The following is a 16,367-nucleotide window of genomic DNA, read 5'->3' as shown; positions in this document are numbered from 1 at the left end:
GGGCCGTGGGTTTCATCCCGGCATTCTGGTCCGATGTGGGCCGTTTCGTCGTCGAGAAGCTTCCTTCGATCGTCAATATTGATTTGATCGCTGCAATTGCGTCAGAAGATGGACATGGATACCGTACGGCTAAGTACGTATGTTCTTCTGTTGGTGGTCATGAGATGTTCACGCCGATGTGGAGTCGGCTATTCCGCGACGCCTCCACGGAAGGGAGGCGTCGCGGGCCAGTTAGGACGGGTGAGGTGTGTGATGGTCAGCGTGGGCTCGACCACCGAACTGGCTCATACGGTGAGGCGGGAGCCAGGAGGTGTCGCGTACGAGGCAGGATCCCGTGTCGTGACAGTTGTGCTGGCTGACGCCCAGCCGGTGGTGCGCAAGGGCCTGCGTGCCTTGCTGTCCTCCTCGGCCGAGGTCACCGTGGTCGCCGAGGCGGGGACCGCGCGGGAGGCGATGAAAGGGGCGGCGTCGCTGCGCCCCGACGTGCTCGTGCTCGACATCGAGCTGCCGGACTTCCAGGCGGGGGTGACGCTGCAGGAGATCGCCCGGGTCTCGCCCTCGACCGCGGTGCTGGTCTTCACCGCGGTCGAGGACGAGGGGTCGGTCTTCGCGTCCATGCGCGCCGGCGCGCGGGGCTACGTGCTCAAGAGCTGCCCGGGCGACGGCATTGTGCGGACGATCCGGGGCGTCGCGACGGGCGAGATGATCCTTGGACCCAGGGTGGCCGATCAACTCATCGCGCAGCTCGGCCGGGAGCCCCGCAACCAGCAGCTCTTCCCGGAGCTGACGGCGCGCGAGCGGCAGGTGCTGGAGCTGATCGCATCGGGCATGCGCAACGGGGCGATCGCCACGCAGCTGCACCTGTCGCCCAAGACGGTCAGCAACCACATCTCGACCATCTTCAACAAGTTGAACGTGTCGGACCGGTACGAGGCGATCGAGGTCGCCCGAAAGGCCAGGCTGGAGCGCCCCGCGCCGAGTCCCGACCGGGTGTCCGGTGGCAGCGTCCGGCTGGCCCACAGGCGGGGCGCCACGCCCTTGCCGGAGGTGGGCGACTCCGCAGCGTACGCCGACGCGCGATCGACGGAGAGGTGAATGGAATGGCCCTTGATCTGGAAGCGATCACGAATCGGCTGGAGCCGAGGTTCGGCAAGGCGGCGCACCGCTGGGTCGGCACGTTGACCCAGCGGCTGGACGAACTCGTCGAGCAGTGGGGGCTCGACCTCGGCGACCAGCTCAAGTCCGGCAACTCCTCGGTGGTGTTCCGGTGCCGGGGCCCGCAGGGCGACGCGGTGCTGAAGCTGTCACCCGACAGCTACGCCGTGCGGGAGGAGGTCGACATGCTGCGCCAGTTCGCGGCCAGCGGGCGGGTGCCGGCGGTGCTGGCGACGGCCAAGGGCGCGGTGCTGCTCGAATCGATCCACCCGGGCACGTTGGTGGAGAAGATGCCGCAGCCGCCCTCGCCGTCGGAGTACGCCGCGTTCCTCAACGACCTGCACGGCGTCGGGGACCCGGCGGCCGCGCCGCGGCGGCTGGAGGACTGGATCGACGTGCTGTTCAACTCGGCGGTGCGGCGGGGCGCCGACCTCGCCGGGTCGAAGCGGCTGCGCGACGACCTGTTCGCGGCACCCACCGACACCGTGCTGCTGCACGGCGACCTGCACCTGGGCAACGTGCTCAGCGGCGGTGTGAAGGGCCTGGTGGCCATCGACCCGATGGCCTGCGCCGGTGACCCCTGCTTCGACGCGGTCGACTACGTGCTGGAGGGCCTGGACCGTGCGGAGATGCTGCGCCGGCGTGACGAGTTGGCAGCGGCAGCCGGCATCGACGTGGAGCGGCTCGACATGTGGTGCCGGGTGACCGCCCCGATCGGGGCGACGTACGTCAGCAACCCGGGGCACTCAGCGGAGCTGGCCGCCTTCGGTCGCGGCGAGTACTAGCGACGTTCCACGGCGGCGCGCGCATCCCGACCGGCCCCCGGTCCGACGGCTGACCCCGTCGGGCCGGGGGCCGGGCCGCGTCCGGCGGAGGCATCGAGGTGCCGGGAACGCGACCCGGGAGGATTTCCCCAGGGAGCGGGGAACGATGCTCTGTCGGGTGGGACGTCCGGCGGACCACGCTCGATCCATGGTTCGTACCGGTCCTGCTTCCTTCGCTCAGGAACGACTCTATTTCCTCAACCAGCTCCAGCCCGGCAACCCGGCGTACGTGGTGGCCCTCGCGGTCCACCTGCACGGCGCGCTGCGGCCCGAGGTGCTGCGCGGTGCGCTGACGCGCGTCGTCGCCCGGCACGACGCGCTGCGCACCACGTTCGCGCTGGTCGACGGTGTGCTCACCCAGCGGGTGTCGCCCACCCCGCATGCGGACATCGACATCCAGGTGGGCGGGTGGGCCGACCGGGACACCCAGGAGACCTTCCTGCACACCCTGGTCGCCGAGCAGGTCCGGCGTCCCTTCGGGCTCGGCGACGGGCCGGTGCTGCGCGCCTTCCTGCGTTCCTGGGGCCCGGACGAGCACACGCTCGCGGTGTTGGTGCACCACATCGCCTGCGACGGCTGGTCGGTGGGCCTGCTGCTGCAGGACCTCGCCGCCGAGTACAACGCCGCGCTGTCCGGACCCGGTGCCGCCGCGTACGCCGAACCGCCGCAGTCCCACCTGACGTACGCGCTACGGCAACGCGAGTCCTGGGAGCGCGACAGCTCCGGGCTGGACTTCTGGCGAGCCCGGCTGCGTGACGCCCCGCAGCTCGCGCTGCCTACCGACTTTCCCCGGCCGAGCGTGCTCAGCGCCCACGGCGCGGTGCTCCGCCGCCCCGTCGAGCCCGCGCTGGTCGAGCGGCTCACCGGATGGGCCAGGGAGCGGCGCGCAACGCTGTTCGCGGTGACGCTGGCCGCGTACGCCTCGGTGCTGTCGCGGTACGCGCGCCAGGACGAGGTGGTGATCGGCGTGCCGGTGGCCAACCGGATGGACGAGGCCGAGGAGCGTGTCGTCGGCTGCCTGGTCAACACGCTGCCGATCCGCCTCGACGTGTCCGGCCGGCCGAGCTTCGCCGAACTGGTCGACCGGGCCCGCCGGGCCAGCATGGCCGCGTTCGCCAACCAGGACGTGCCGTTCGAGCAAATCGTGCGGGCCACCGTGGGGGAGCGGCAGCTCAGCCACGCCCCGCTGTTCCAGACCTCCCTGACGGTGCAGAACTTCCCGTTCGAGTTCCCCGAGTTCGACGGGGTGAAGCTGACCGAGGTCGACGTCGAGGTCGACGTCACCAAGTTCGACCTGGGCCTGACCCTCGACGTCTCCACCGCCACGCCGTTCCTGCGCGCCGAGTACAGCACCGAACTGTTCACCCCGGCGACCGTCGAGACGCTGCTCAACCACTACCTGACCTTCCTGAGGTCGGTCGTCGACGAGCCGGACGACGAGCCGTCCATGGTGGCGGAGGCCGAGCGGCTGCTGCTGACCGAGGGGATGAACCCGCCGGTCCCGCAGCGGCCGGTCGAGCACCCGTCGGTGCTGCGCCGGTTCGCCGAGCACGTGGCGCGTACCCCGGACGCGGTGGCGGTGCGCCACCGGGACGTGGAGGTCACCTACGCCGAGCTGGACCGGTGGGCCGGGCGGATCGCGGCGGGCCTGGCCGATCGGGGCGTACGGCGCGGCGACCGGGTCGGGCTGCTGCTGCGCCGCTCGCCCGCGATCGTCGCGGCGATCCTGGGCGTGTGGAAGCTCGGCGGCGTCTACGTGCCACTGGACCCCGAGTACCCGCAGCAGCGCCTCGAACTGATCACGGCCAGCGCCGCGATGCCGTTCATGCTGGTGGAGGCCAGCACCGCCGACACCGCCGGGGCGCTGGCGCAGGACCGCGACATCCGACTGGCCGACGCGCACACCGTCAACGGGACGTCCGTGGTCGCGGAGACGTTCCCCGGGCCGGATGACCAGGCGTACATCATCTACACCTCGGGCTCCACCGGTGTGCCCAAGGGCGTCATGGTCGGACACGGCGGCCTGGACGCCCTGCACAGCCCGACCCCGGCCGGCCTCGACGTCACCGCCGCCGATGTGTGGCTGGCGGCGAGCTCGTTCTCGTTCGACGCCTCGGTGTGGGAGATGTGGGGCGCGCTGACCACCGGCGGCCGGCTGGTCGTCGCCGACCAGGCCGACCTGGTGGACCGGCAGCGGCTGGCCGCGCTGGTACGCCGCGAGGCCGTCACGGTGGTCTTCCAGACCCCGGGTGCGCTCTACCGGCTACTGCCCCCCTACCTGCGGCTGCTGGGCGCCCAGGAGGTCTCCAGCATCCGCTACGTCATCCTCGGCGGCGAGGCGCTGAGCTGGTCGCGGGTCACGTCGCTGGTCGCCGGCACGCCGGGCATGCGCGCGGTGTTCGTCAACATGTACGGCATCACCGAGGGCACCATCCACGTCACGATCTTCGCGGCGCCCGCCGCGGACCTGGCCCGGGTCAGGGAGGGCAACGTCGGTGTGCCGTTGCCGTCGGGGCGCTGCTACGTCCTCGACGAAGACCTGCGGCCGACCGGTCTCAACGTGCCCGGCGAGCTGTACTGCGGCGGCGTGCTCGTCGCGCACGGCTACGTGGACAACCCGGAGCTGACCGAGGCGCGCTTCCTCCCCGACCCGTACGGCAGGGGCGTGATGTACCGGACCGGCGACGTGGTCAAGTGGGGCGTCGACGGGAACCTGGTGTACCTGGGCCGCAACGACACCCAGGTGCAGCTGCGCGGCTACCGCGTCGAGCTGGCCGAGGTCGAGGGCGCGTTCCTGACCCACCCGGCGGTGCGTTCGTGCGCCGTGGCGGCGGAGAACGATGAGCTGGCCGCCTTCGTCGTCGGCGAGTTCGGCCCGGACGCCGAACGCGAGCTGCGTGCCTACGTGCGGGGGACGCTGCCGGCGTACATGGTGCCGTCGCGGATCCTGACCGTCGCGGCGATCCCGCTGACCGCGCACGGCAAGGTGGACACCGCACGACTGCTGGCCGACAGCCGCGCCGCGCGCACGGCCGCCGCCCCCGCGGCGCGGCGCGACCTCACCGCCGGCACCGGGCTGGAGGAGCGCATCCGGGCCTGCTGGGGCGAGGTGCTGGACCGGGTCGACATCGGGCTGCACGACAACTTCTTCGACCTGGGCGGGCACAGCTTCACGCTGATCGCGCTGCAACAGCGGCTCTCCGAGGAGGGCTTGGACGTCTCCGTGACGGATCTGTTCCGCTCCGGCACGGTCGCCGGCTGCGCCGCGCACCTGCAACAGGAGGCCCCGGTGCTCGCCGACGCGAAGGCGGCGCAGCGCCGTCAGGGCCGCGCCCTGCTCGCCGACCGGCGCCGCACCGGAGGCGGCCGTGGCTGAACTCGACGACAGCGCGGCGGTGGCGGTGGTCGGCATGGCCGTACGGGCCCCGGGCGCCGAACGTGACCTGGACCTGTTCTGGCACCACGTGGTCAACGGAGTCGACGCGGTCACCTTCTTCACACCCGAGCAGCTCATCGGCTGGGGCGTGCCCAAGGACGTGGTGGAGCGGCCCGACTTCGTGCCCGCCCGGGCGGTGCTGGGCGGCGCGGACCGCTTCGACCACCGGCTGTTCAGCTACTCGCCGTCGGACAGCGCGCTGATGGACCCACAGCAGCGGATCCTGCTGGAGTGCGCCTGGACCGCGCTGGAGCACGCCGGCTACCCGCCCGTCGCCGCCGACGGCAACCGGATCGGCGTGTACGTCGGCACCGGCCTGAACGTCTACCTGCTCGACAACGTGTGGCCAAACGAACGCGCGGTCGAGGCGGCCGGCGGCCTGGGGCTGATCATCGGCAGCGACAAGGACTTCGCGGCTACCCGGATCGCGTACAAGCTCAACCTGCAGGGCCCGGCGCTGGCCGTGCAGACCGCCTGCTCGACGTCGCTGGTCGCGGTGCACCAGGCGGCGCAGGCGTTGCTGACCTACGACGTCGACGTGGCGCTGGCCGGGGGCGCCACGGTTGCCCCGCCGACGCGGCGCGGGCACCTGTACGAGCCCGGCGGGATCTTCTCCGCCGACGGCCGGTGCCGGGCCTTCGACGCTGCGGCCGACGGCACCGTGCCCGGCGACGGCGCGGGAGTGGTGGTGCTCAAGCGGCTCGGGGACGCGCTGCGCGACGGCGACACCGTGCACGCCGTGATCCGCGGCACCGCGGTCAACAACGACGGCTCCCGCAAGGCGGGCTTCACCGCCCCCGGCCCCACCGGCCAGACCGGCGTGATCTCGGCGGCGCTGAGCGTGGCCGACGTTGACCCGGAGACCGTCGGCCTGATCGAGACCCACGGCACCGGCACCGCGCTCGGCGACCCGATCGAGGTGGCGGCGCTGCGGCAGGTCTTCGACAGCGTCCGGCCCGACCGGCTGCCCTGCGCACTCGGCGCGGCCAAGTCGATCGTCGGGCACCTGGACACCGCCGCCGGGGTGGTCGGCCTGATCAAGACGGTGCTGGCGCTGAAGCACCGGGTGATCCCGCCGATCGCCCACCTGCTCACGCCCAACCCGGCGGTCGAACTGGACGGTTCGGTGTTCGAGCTGCCGACGACGGCCCGGCCCTGGGAGCCGATCGACGGCGTACGCCGGGCCGGGGTGAGCGCCTTCGGCATCGGCGGCACCAACGCCCACGTCGTGCTGGAAGAGGCCCCGGCCGTCCGGCCCCGGCCGCGCCGCCACGTCACCGAGCTGGTCCTGGTCTCCGCCAAGACCGCCGCCGTGGCGCAGGACAGCCTGGACCGCGCCGTCGCCAGCGTGGCCGGGACGACGCCCGGTGAACTGGCCGACCTCGCGTACACGCTGCGGACCGGCCGGGCCGAGCTGCCGTGGCGGGCCGCGTTCCTGACCGGAGCACACGGCTCGCCGGCGACGGTCCGGCAGGCCGACGCGAAGGCGCGGGCGCGCGGGGTGGCGCTGTACCTCACCGGGGCCGGCGAGCTGACCGGCAACCGGCCCAACTACGACGCCGACCCGGTGTACCGCCGGGTCGTCGACGAGGGCGTGGCGCTGCTGCGCGATCAGGACCTCGACGAGGCCGTCCGGGAGCGCTGCGACCGGCTGCTGGCCTGCGTCGGCCTGGCGCGGTCGCTACGCAGCCGGGGCCTGGCCCCGCGCACCGTGGCCGGCGCCGGCATCGGCGCGGTGGCCTGCGCGGTCGTGGCCGGGATCATGTCCGTCGCGGACGCGCTGGGGCTGATCCGCGGCACCAACGTCGACGGCATCCGGCTCGGCCCGGCCGACCTGCCCGTCCACGCCTCGGACGGGCAGCCGCTGACCGGCGGCGGCGACCTCGCGTACTGGCGGGCGCGGGCGGCCGAACCGCCTGCGCCGGCGACGCTGCCCGTCGACCTCGACCCGGTGTTCTGGATCGAGGTCGGTACGAGCGTCACCCCACACCTGGGCCCGGACCAGCCCGTGCTGCCCGCCGACCGGCACGCCCGGCTGCTGGCGACCGTCGGCGCGCTGTGGCAGCTGGGTGTCATCGGCGCCTGGGACGGCGTGCAGGACACCGGCCGGCGTCGGCTGCCCGCCCCCACCTACCCCTTCGCGGCCACCCGGCACTACCTGGACGCCCCCGCGACCCGCCTGGACACAGAGAGGCACCACTGATGCGCGACGTACATGACCGGACCTGGGTGGCCGAGTTCGAGGAGCTGTGGATGGAGGTGCTCGGCGTCGACACGGTCGACGACGACGACGACTTCTTCGACCTCGGCGGCCACTCGCTCAGCGCGCTGCGGCTGAGCACGCTGATCCGTCAGGAGCTCAACCTCGCGGTGATGTTCGGCCACGTCCTGGAGAACCCCCGCCTCGCCGACCTGCGTGACGTCGCGAGCCAGGTGTCGCCGGACAAGCCCGTGGCGGAGAGCGTGTGATGGCCGCCCGCGACCTCACCACCTGGACGCCGCTCGCCGCGCGGGTGCTCGGCCTCACGCCCGAGCACCTGTGCGACGCGGCCGGCACGGAGTCGTTCGTCGCCCTCGGCGGCACCTCGCTACAGGCCATCGCGTTGGTCTCGCTGGGTCAGCGTGAGCTGCGGGCGCACGTGGACAGCGCTCGGCTGCTGTCGGCGCTGCCGCTGGCGCGGGCGCTGGCCGGCGCGGTGGACTACGTGGACACCGCGCCGCCGGTGGCCGCGCGGCGGCCCGCCGAGCTGGAACTGCTGCCCGGCCAGCGGTCCATGCTGGCCGCGCACCTGCTCGACCAGGACGCGCCCTACCACCTGATGTTCACGCTGGAGGCGGACGGGCCGCTCGACGAGGCCCGGACCCGCTCGGCGCTGCGGCAACTGGCGACCCGGCACGAGGCGCTGCGGACCCGCTTCGTCCGCGATCCGCGCCAGGCCCGGATCGTGCTGCCCGCGCCGTACGAGCCGCGGCTGTTGCACCAGACGCTGCCCGACGACGACCCGGTGCGCGCCGTGCACGAGCTCTACGGCCGGTCGGCCGCGCGGTTGCTGCGCCCCTTCGAGCAGCCGCCGGTCGTCTTCGTGCTGACCCGCGCCGGGCAGCGCGACCTGCTGACCATGCTGGTGCACCACACGATCGCCGACGGCTGGAGCATCGGGGTGTTGTGGCGCGAGTTCGCCGAGTTCTACGCCGGCAACGGTCCGGCGGGCGCGGCGCCGGCGCCCGACTGGGTCGGCTCGCGGCTGGCCGCGCAGGAGGCCTCCGGGGCGTTGGACGGCGCGCTGACCCGGATCGCGGCCCGGCTGGACGGCGCGCCGTGGACGGTGGCGCTGCCCACCGACCTGCCACCGGTCGTCGAGGCCGACGGCCGGGGCGCACGCCTGCACTTCCACCTCGACGCGGCGGCGACGCGGGCCGCGACCGAGCTGGCCCGGCACTGCCGGGTGACGGTGACGTCGGTGGCCATGGCGGCGTGGGCACTGGCCGTGTCCCGCCGCGCGGGCCTGACCGACCTGGTGCTCGGGGTGCCGGCGGCGGGCCGGTTCGAGGCGGGCATGGCCGCCATCGTGGGCCTGTGCACCCGGGCCGTCCCGGTGCGCTGCGTCTCGGCCGACGACGTCGACGTGCGGGACTACGTACGCGGCGTGGCGGCGGCGCTGGCCGAGGCGGCGGCCGACGCCGACGTGCCGTTCGAGCGGGTCGTCTCCGGGCTCGGCGTCGACACCGACCCGGGCCGCAACCCGCTGGCGCAGTTCGGCTTCGCCGCCCACCACGAGCTGGTGCCCGACGAGCTCGTCGTGGGCGGGCGCGGCTGGCGGGTGCACGAGGGGCACTGCCACGGCGCGGTGTTCGACGCGCTGCTCTACCTGCAGTCGTGGTCGGAGAGTCCCCGCTTCGCCCTGGAGTACGCGACCTCGGCGCTCACCGCCGCCGACGCCGGGGAGCTGGCCGAGTCGTTCCGGGCGGCGCTTCGGGAGCTGGCCGCCGCGCCGGACGTGGCCCTGCGCGACGTCACGGCCCTGTCGGCGGGGCAGCACGCCCGGCTGCGGGAGCTGGGCGCGGGCGGGTCGCACGACAGCTCCGGCGACGTGTGGAGCCGGTTCGCGGCGTACGCGGCGTCCGCGGGCGAGCGGATCGCGCTGGTCGACGCGCACGCCGGGCTCACGCTGACCTACCGCGAGCTGCACGACCACGCCGTCGAGCAGTCGCGGCTGCTGCACGCGCACGGCGTGCGCGCCGGGGACGCGGTGATCCTGGAGCTGCCGCGCTCGGCCGCCGAGGCCATCGCGGTGCTGGGTGTGCTGCGGCTGGGTGCGTACTACGTCGCCGTCGACCAGCACGCCACCGGCGAGTGGCGGGCACACGTCGCCGCCGCCGTCGCGCCCCGGGCCCGACTCGGCGTGGACGCGCCCGACCCGGAGTGGTCGGGCGTCGCCGAATGCGCCCTGGCCTGCGCGGCGACGCCGCCGCGGGCCGGGGCCGCCTACGTCGCCCACCACGGCGACGGGCCGATCGAGGCGGCCCCGACCGACCCGGCGCGGACCGCGTACGTCTCCTTCACGTCGGGCTCCACCGGGGTGCCCAAGGGCGTGGTCGTGCCGCACCGGGCGGTGCTGCGGCTGGCCGACGATCCCAACCTGTTCGCCGACCCGGCGGGCATGCGGATCACGCGGCTGTCCCCGCTGGCGTTCGACGCGTCCACGTTGGAGCTGCTGGTGCCGTTGGCCAGCGGCGACACGGTGGTGGTGTTCCCGCCCGGGGAACCGACGCCGAGCGGGCTGGCCGAGTTCCTGCGCACCGCCGGGATCACCCACGTCTGGCTCACCTCGGGCGTGTTCCACCTGGTCGCCGACCACCGCCCGGACGCGTTCGCGGGGCTGCGGCAGCTGTTCACCGGCGGCGGCGTGGTCTCACCGGCGCACGTACGCCGGGTGTTGCGGGCCTGCCCGGGGCTGCGCGTCACCAACGCCTACGGCCCCACCGAGAACACCACGTTCACCACGACGTACCCGGTCGACCACGCCGACGCGACGCCGGACCCGCTGCCGATCGGCACGCCGGTGCACGGCACCGACCTGTACGTCGTCGACCCGTCGGGGCGCCTCGTCGCGCCGGGCGCGGTCGGCGAGCTGTGCACGGCGGGCACCGGGCTCGCCGACGGCTACCTCAACGACCCCGTACGCACCGACGCGTCGTTCGTCCGGCACCGGGACCCCGGGGTGCGCCTGTACCGCACCGGGGACCTGGTGCGCTGGGGCGCGGACGGGCAGCTGCGCTTCCTTGGCCGCAACGACCGCCAGGTGAAGATCGCCGGGCACCGGGTGGAGCTGGTCGACGTCGAGCGCAGGCTGCGGGCGCGACCCGGGGTACGCGACGCGGTGGTGTTCACCACCGGCGACCCGGTGACGGGCATCCGCCTGTGCGCCGCGCTCAAGCCGGGGCCCGACGGCCTGGACGTGGCCGGCGTGCGTCGGGCGGTGGAGGCCGAACTGGCCCCGTACGCCCGGCCGCAGCAGTGGGTGACGGTGGCCGAGTTCCCGCTCGACCGCAACGGCAAGGTCGACCTGCGGGCCCTGGGCACGCTGGCCAACGTGCCGCAGCCGGCCGACCCGACCCGGGCCGACACGGCGGTGGCCGACCCGACCCGGGCCGACGCGGCGGTGGCCGACCCGGCGGTGGGGCGGTCGGCGCGGATCCCCGCCCAGCGCTCGGCGTCGCTGGCCGAGTTCGAGGAGCTGGTGACGGTGGCCTGGGTGGAGGCGCTGGGCACCGACGACTTCGACGTCGACGAGGCGTTCTTCGACGTCGGCGGGGAATCGCTGCGGCTGGCGATCGTGCGCCGGCTGCTGCAGGAGCGGCTGGCCGGGCGGGTCATCCCGCTGACCGACCTCTACCGCTTCCCGACCGTCCAGACGCTGGCCAGACATCTGCACACACAGACCGAAGGAGTAGGCGCATCCTCATGAACGGCGACATCGCGATCGTAGGCATGGCGGGCCGGTTCCCCGGCGCTGCCGACGTCTGGGAGTACTGGTCCAACGTGGTCGCCGGGACGATCACGATCAGCGAGCTGACCCGCGGCGAGCTGCTGGCTGCAGGCGTGTCCGCCGACCGGCTCGACGACCCGGCGTACGTGCCGGCGCGGGGTGTGCTGGCCGACCCGGACCTGTTCGACGCCGCCTTCTTCGGCATCACGCCACGGGAGGCGGAGACCATGGATCCGCAGCACCGGCTGCTGATGCAAACGGCGTGGGCCGCGTTGGAGTCCGCCGGGCTGGCCGGCCAGCAACCGTTCGGGCGGGTCGGCGTGTTCGCCGGGGCCGGCTTCAACTACTACGCGCTGCACCACGTGTTCACGCAGCCCGGCCTGGTCGAGACCCAGGGGCTGCTGTCGGTCGTGCTGGGCAACGAGAAGGACCACCTGGCCGCGAAGATCGCGTACCGGCTGGACCTGGGCGGCCCGGCGGTCTCCGTGCAGACCGCCTGCTCGACGTCGCTGGTGGCGGTGCACCTGGCCTGCCAGAGCCTGCGCTCCGGCGACTCGGATGTCGCGCTCGCCGGCGGAGTCTGTGTGGCCGTGCCGCAGCAGGCCGGCTACCTCTACGAGACGAAAGGCATCATGTCGCCCGACGGCACGTGCCGGCCCTTCGACGCCTCGGCCGACGGGACCGTCCCCGGCAACGGCGTCGCAATGGTGGCGCTCAAACGTGCCGAGGACGCCCGCCGCGACGGGGACACCGTGTACGCCCTGATCAAGGGGTCGGCGGTGAACAACGACGGGGGCCTGAAGGTCGGCTACACCGCGCCCGGCGTCGCCGGGCAGATCGACGTGCTGACGCGCGCGTACGCCGCCGCCGGCGTCGACCCCGCGAGCGTCGGTTACCTTGAGGCGCACGGCACCGCCACCGAGGTCGGCGACGCGATCGAGCTGGCGGCGTTGACCGAGGTGTTCCGTCGGGGCGAGCGGCCGTGCTCCATCGGCTCGGTCAAGGCCAACGTCGGCCACCTCGACGCGGCGGCCGGTGTCGCGGGCCTCATCAAGGCCACGCTGGCGCTGCACTTCCGGCAGATCCCGCCGCTGGCCGGCCTCAAGCAGGCCCGGCCCGAGCTGCTCGACGGGTCGACCCCGTTCACCGTGGACAGCGTGGCCCGACAGTGGGACACCGCCGGCGGGCCGCGTCGGGCGGCGGTCAGCTCCTTCGGCCTGGGCGGCACCAACGCCCACGTGGTGCTGGAGGAGGCCGACGGGCCGGCCGTGCCCGGTTCCGCCACGGCCGACGGCGACGTCGAGCTGATCGTGCTGTCCGGGCGCAGCCCGGAGGCGGTCCGTGCGGGCGCCGAGCAGCTGAGCGAACACCTGCGGCAGCGCCCCGACCTGGCCGTCGGCGATGTCGCGCTGACGTCGCAGACGTACCGCAGGCACTTCCCGCACCGGCTCGCGGTCGCCGCGCGGGACGTCCCGGCGGCGCTGACCCGGCTGCGCAGGGCGCCGGTCCGTGAGGCGGCCCGCCGGCCCAGCGTGGTGTTCCTGTTCCCGGGCCAGGGCGCGGAGTTCCCCGCCATGTCGCGGGGCCTCTACGACCGTTACCCGTCCTTCCGCGCCGACCTCGACCACGGGGCGGGGCTGCTGGCCCCGGACCTGGGGCTGGACCTGCGCGACGTGCTGGTCGGCGTCGACCCGCACGGCGTCGTGCACCGCACCGACATCACCCAGCCCGCGCTGGCGCTGCACGAGCTCGCGCTCGGCAGGCTGCTGGTGTCGTGGGGCGTACGCCCGGCGGCGCTGATCGGCCACTCGATCGGCGAGTTCGCGGCTGCGGCGCTGGCCGGCGAGATGGCCGCCGAGGACATGCTGCGCCTGGTCGTGACCCGCGGCAGGCTGATGCAGGACGCGCCCGAGGGCGGCATGCTGGCCGTGCTCGCGCCGGTGCCCGCCCTGGAGGAGCACCTGGCGGGCCTGGACGACCTCGACGTGGCCGTGCGCAACGGCCCCGAGGTCACCGTGGTGGCCGGGCCGGTGGCGCAGCTCGCCGAGTTGCGGGAGCGCCTGGAGGCGGCCGAGATCCGCTGCCGGACGTTGCCCGCGCAGCGTGCCTTCCACTCGCGGATGATGGCCGGCGCCGCCCGGCTGCTCGGCGTCGAAGCGGATCGCATCGCCCAGCGACCCCGCACCATCCCGGTGGTCAGCAGCATCGACGGCGGGTTGCTCGGCAAGGGGCTGCCGCGCGCCGAGGGCTACTGGGCCGCGCAACTGCGCAGCCCGGTGCGCTACCACGACGCGCTGCTGACCGGGCTGGGCCTGCCCGATCCGGTCCTGGTCGAGGTCGGGCCGGGCACCGCGCTGACCGGCACGGCCCGGCAGACGGCGCAGGACGGGCGGCGGGTACCCGGGTTCGCCCTGCAGCCCCGGCCGACGGAGCGGGCCGACGCCGGTGACGTGCTCGCCGGACTCGGCGGGCTGTGGACCGCCGGAGCGGCCGTGGACTGGGCTGCGGTGCGCGGCGACAGCAGGGCGCGGCGGGTCGCGCTGCCCACGTACCCGTTCGCCCGTACCCGGCACTGGCTCGACGCCGCACCGGCGCGACCGGCCGAGGATCCTCCGCAACCGGCGGCGCACCCCGCGGGTGCCGGCGGGGACGAGGTGCTGAAGGAGATCATGGAGCTGTGGGGCAGGATGCTCGGCTCTCCCGAGATCGGGCCGGACGCGAACTTCTTCGCCCTCGGCGGTGAGTCGCTGCTGTTCATCCGCATGATCAGCCAGGTGCAGCGCAGGTTCGGGGTGCGTTTGCAGACGGAGGCGCTGTCCGCCGACCCCACCCCGCGCGTGCTGGCCGGGCTGGTGACGGCATGACCGGCCGTGCCGATCCGACCCTGGCTGCGGCGGTGGCGGCCGTGCTCTGCCACCGCCTGTCGTCCGCGACCTCGGTCGCCGTGCACGGCCCGTGGGGCGACAGCCTGGTGCGGGTCCTCCCGGACAGCACCCTGACCCAGGTACGCGAGCAGACGCGCGGCCCGCAGCCGGGTCCCGCCGTCGTGGTTCCCGCGTCGGACGAGCCCTCGGCGTCCGTCGCGGTGGACGTCGGGCCGGCGGCGCCCACGACGGGCGGCGCCGGGGCGTCGGCGGCGCTGGGCGGAACACCGGTGTGGTTCGCCCGCGGCCACGGCGATCCCGCGTACCTGCAGGAGCGCCTGGACACCCTGCACGCCTGGCTCGCCGCCCACCCGGACCGGCCGGTGCGGGAAGCCGCGCTGGTCGGCCCGGGGGAGCGCAGGACGTTGCTCGGCTTCAACGCCGCGCCGACCCCCGCGCCGCGTACGCCCGTGCACGAGACGATCTGCCGCCAGGCGCAGCTCACCCCCGATGCCGTCGCGCTGCGCGGCGGCGGACGCGACCGCACCTATCGCGAGTTCCTGGACGAGGCGGCGGCGCTGGCGGGGCGGCTGCGCGCCGAGGGCGTGGGACCCGGGTCGGTGGTCGGCCTGTGCACCGAGCGAAGCCCCGAGATGGTGGTCGCGGTGCTCGGCGTCCTGCTGGCCGGCGGGGCGTACCTGCCGCTGGATCCGTCCCATCCGCGCCCCCGGCTGGACCTCATGCTCCGCACGGCCGACGCAGTGCTGGTGCTGGCCGACGACGCGGGGCGGGCCGCGCTGGGCTCCGGCGGGGAGCCGTCCGTGCCCGTACGGCCGCTGGCGGGCGGTGACCTGCCCGCCGCGCCGGTCGACTGGCGCGGCTACCGGGCGCCGGAGGAGGTGGTGCGGGGGCTGTCGTACGTCATCTTCACCTCCGGCTCCACCGGAGCGCCCAAGGGCGTCCAGATGACGCACCTGTCACTGGCCAACCGGCTGGTGTGGATGCGGGACGAGTACCCCATCGGCCCGGGCGACCTGGTGCTGCAGAAGACGCCGTACACCTTCGACGTGTCGGTGTGGGAGCTGTTGTGGGCGTTCATGACCGGCGCGACCCTGGTCACGGCCGAGGCGCAGGCGCACCGCGACCCGCAGGAGATGGTCGAGGTCGTCGCCCGCGAGTCGGTGACCACGGTGCACTTCGTGCCGTCCATGCTCGCCCTGTTCGTCGAGGAGCGCGGACTGGGCCGGTGCACCGGCCTGCGCCGCGTGATCTGTAGCGGGGAGGCGCTGCCGCCGAAGCTGGTCAACAAGCTCACCACCGTTCTGCCGCAGGTCGAGGTGCACAACCTGTACGGGCCGACCGAGGCGGCGATCGACGTCACCGCCTGGCCGTGCCGGCGACCCGAACCGGGCGACACGGTCCCCATCGGCCGGCCGATCACGAACGTCGCCGCGTACGTCCTCGACGGGCGCGGCGAACTCGCGCCGCTGGGTGTGCCCGGGGAACTGGTCCTCGGCGGGGACTGCCTGGCCCGAGGGTACGCCGGGCGGCCCGACCTGACCGCGGAGCGGTTCGTCGAGGTCGACGTCGCCGGGTGGCCGCAGCGGGTGTACCGCACCGGCGACCTGGCCTGGTGGTCGCCGAGCGGGCACCTCAACTACGGCGGGCGCATCGACACGCAGGTGAAGATCCGCGGGCAGCGGGTGGAACTCGGCGAGATCGAGTCGGTGCTCAACCGGCACCCGCTCGTCGCCAACAGTGTCGTGCTGCTCCGCGACGACCTGGGCGTCGCGGCGACCCTGGTGGCGTACCTGGTGGCCGAGCGCGACGCCGACCCGCGGCGCCTGGCCGAACCCACGCTGCGCGCCCTCATGGCGCAGCAGTTGCCCGACTACATGGTGCCCCTGCGGTACGTGGTCCTCCCGGAGCTGCCGGCGACCGCGAACGGCAAGGTCGACCGGGGTGCCCTGCCCGCCCCGCCGGCCCGGGTTCGCCGACCGGTCGTGACCGTCGACGCCGCTGTCGGCCTGCCGTAGGAGGGACGGCCTGCACCCCGACTGCATCCCCGACCGCAACGCTCCGTGACACGATGCCGGGC

Annotated in this window: 8 protein-coding genes; all 8 read left to right on the top strand. The window is 74.1% G+C overall.

Annotation, left to right across the window (positions count from 1 at the left end):
- Positions 1–339 precede the first annotated feature (339 nt).
- On the top strand, positions 340–1,095 hold the full coding sequence (locus OG617_RS33350) for a LuxR C-terminal-related transcriptional regulator (protein WP_405097037.1): 756 nt from the start codon (positions 340–342) through the stop codon (positions 1,093–1,095).
- Positions 1,096–1,100: 5 nt separating this feature from the next.
- On the top strand, positions 1,101–1,940 hold the full coding sequence (locus OG617_RS33345; protein ID WP_405097035.1) for an aminoglycoside phosphotransferase family protein: 840 nt from the start codon (positions 1,101–1,103) through the stop codon (positions 1,938–1,940).
- 187 nt (positions 1,941–2,127) lie between these two features.
- Positions 2,128–5,355 (top strand): non-ribosomal peptide synthetase, encoded by a 3,228-nt coding sequence (locus OG617_RS33340; RefSeq protein WP_405097033.1) that lies wholly within the window; start codon positions 2,128–2,130, stop codon positions 5,353–5,355.
- Positions 5,348–7,618: a beta-ketoacyl synthase N-terminal-like domain-containing protein gene (locus tag OG617_RS33335; RefSeq protein ID WP_405097031.1), complete on the top strand. Its 2,271-nt coding sequence runs from the start codon at positions 5,348–5,350 to the stop codon at positions 7,616–7,618. Before OG617_RS33340 ends, OG617_RS33335 begins: the two co-directional genes overlap by 8 nt.
- Positions 7,618–7,884: a phosphopantetheine-binding protein gene (locus OG617_RS33330; RefSeq protein WP_396672296.1), complete on the top strand. Its 267-nt coding sequence runs from the start codon at positions 7,618–7,620 to the stop codon at positions 7,882–7,884. Before OG617_RS33335 ends, OG617_RS33330 begins: the two co-directional genes overlap by 1 nt.
- Positions 7,884–11,384, top strand: a complete 3,501-nt coding sequence (locus OG617_RS33325; protein WP_405097029.1) for a non-ribosomal peptide synthetase — start codon at positions 7,884–7,886, stop codon at positions 11,382–11,384. The genes OG617_RS33330 and OG617_RS33325 overlap by 1 nt, the downstream gene beginning before the upstream one ends.
- A complete protein-coding gene (locus OG617_RS33320; protein WP_405097027.1) occupies positions 11,381–14,269 on the top strand; it encodes a beta-ketoacyl synthase N-terminal-like domain-containing protein in 2,889 nt (962 codons plus the stop codon). The genes OG617_RS33325 and OG617_RS33320 overlap by 4 nt, the downstream gene beginning before the upstream one ends.
- The gene (locus tag OG617_RS33315) at positions 14,266–16,305 is read left to right on the top strand and encodes a non-ribosomal peptide synthetase (RefSeq protein ID WP_405097025.1); all 2,040 of its coding nucleotides are present in this window, start codon (positions 14,266–14,268) and stop codon (positions 16,303–16,305) included. Before OG617_RS33320 ends, OG617_RS33315 begins: the two co-directional genes overlap by 4 nt.
- Positions 16,306–16,367 lie beyond the last annotated feature (62 nt).

Origin of the sequence: Micromonospora sp. NBC_01412 (assembly GCF_045040215.1) — a bacterium.
In the GTDB taxonomy this organism is placed as follows: Bacteria; Actinomycetota; Actinomycetes; order Mycobacteriales; family Micromonosporaceae; genus Micromonospora; species Micromonospora rubida.
The sequence above is the reverse complement of the archived record's forward strand: the minus strand, read 5'-3'. Positions and strand labels throughout refer to the sequence as shown.

Excerpts from the sequence above, each read along its gene's own strand:
- OG617_RS33345 (WP_405097035.1), top strand. The coding sequence starts at position 1,101 with ATGGCCCTTGATCTGGAAGCGATCACGAATCGGCTGGAGCCGAGGTTC.
- OG617_RS33340 (WP_405097033.1), top strand. The coding sequence starts at position 2,128 with ATGGTTCGTACCGGTCCTGCTTCCTTCGCTCAGGAACGACTCTATTTC.
- OG617_RS33330 (WP_396672296.1), top strand. The coding sequence starts at position 7,618 with ATGCGCGACGTACATGACCGGACCTGGGTGGCCGAGTTCGAGGAGCTG.
- OG617_RS33325 (WP_405097029.1), top strand. The coding sequence starts at position 7,884 with ATGGCCGCCCGCGACCTCACCACCTGGACGCCGCTCGCCGCGCGGGTG.
- OG617_RS33320 (WP_405097027.1), top strand. The coding sequence starts at position 11,381 with ATGAACGGCGACATCGCGATCGTAGGCATGGCGGGCCGGTTCCCCGGC.
- OG617_RS33315 (WP_405097025.1), top strand. The coding sequence starts at position 14,266 with ATGACCGGCCGTGCCGATCCGACCCTGGCTGCGGCGGTGGCGGCCGTG.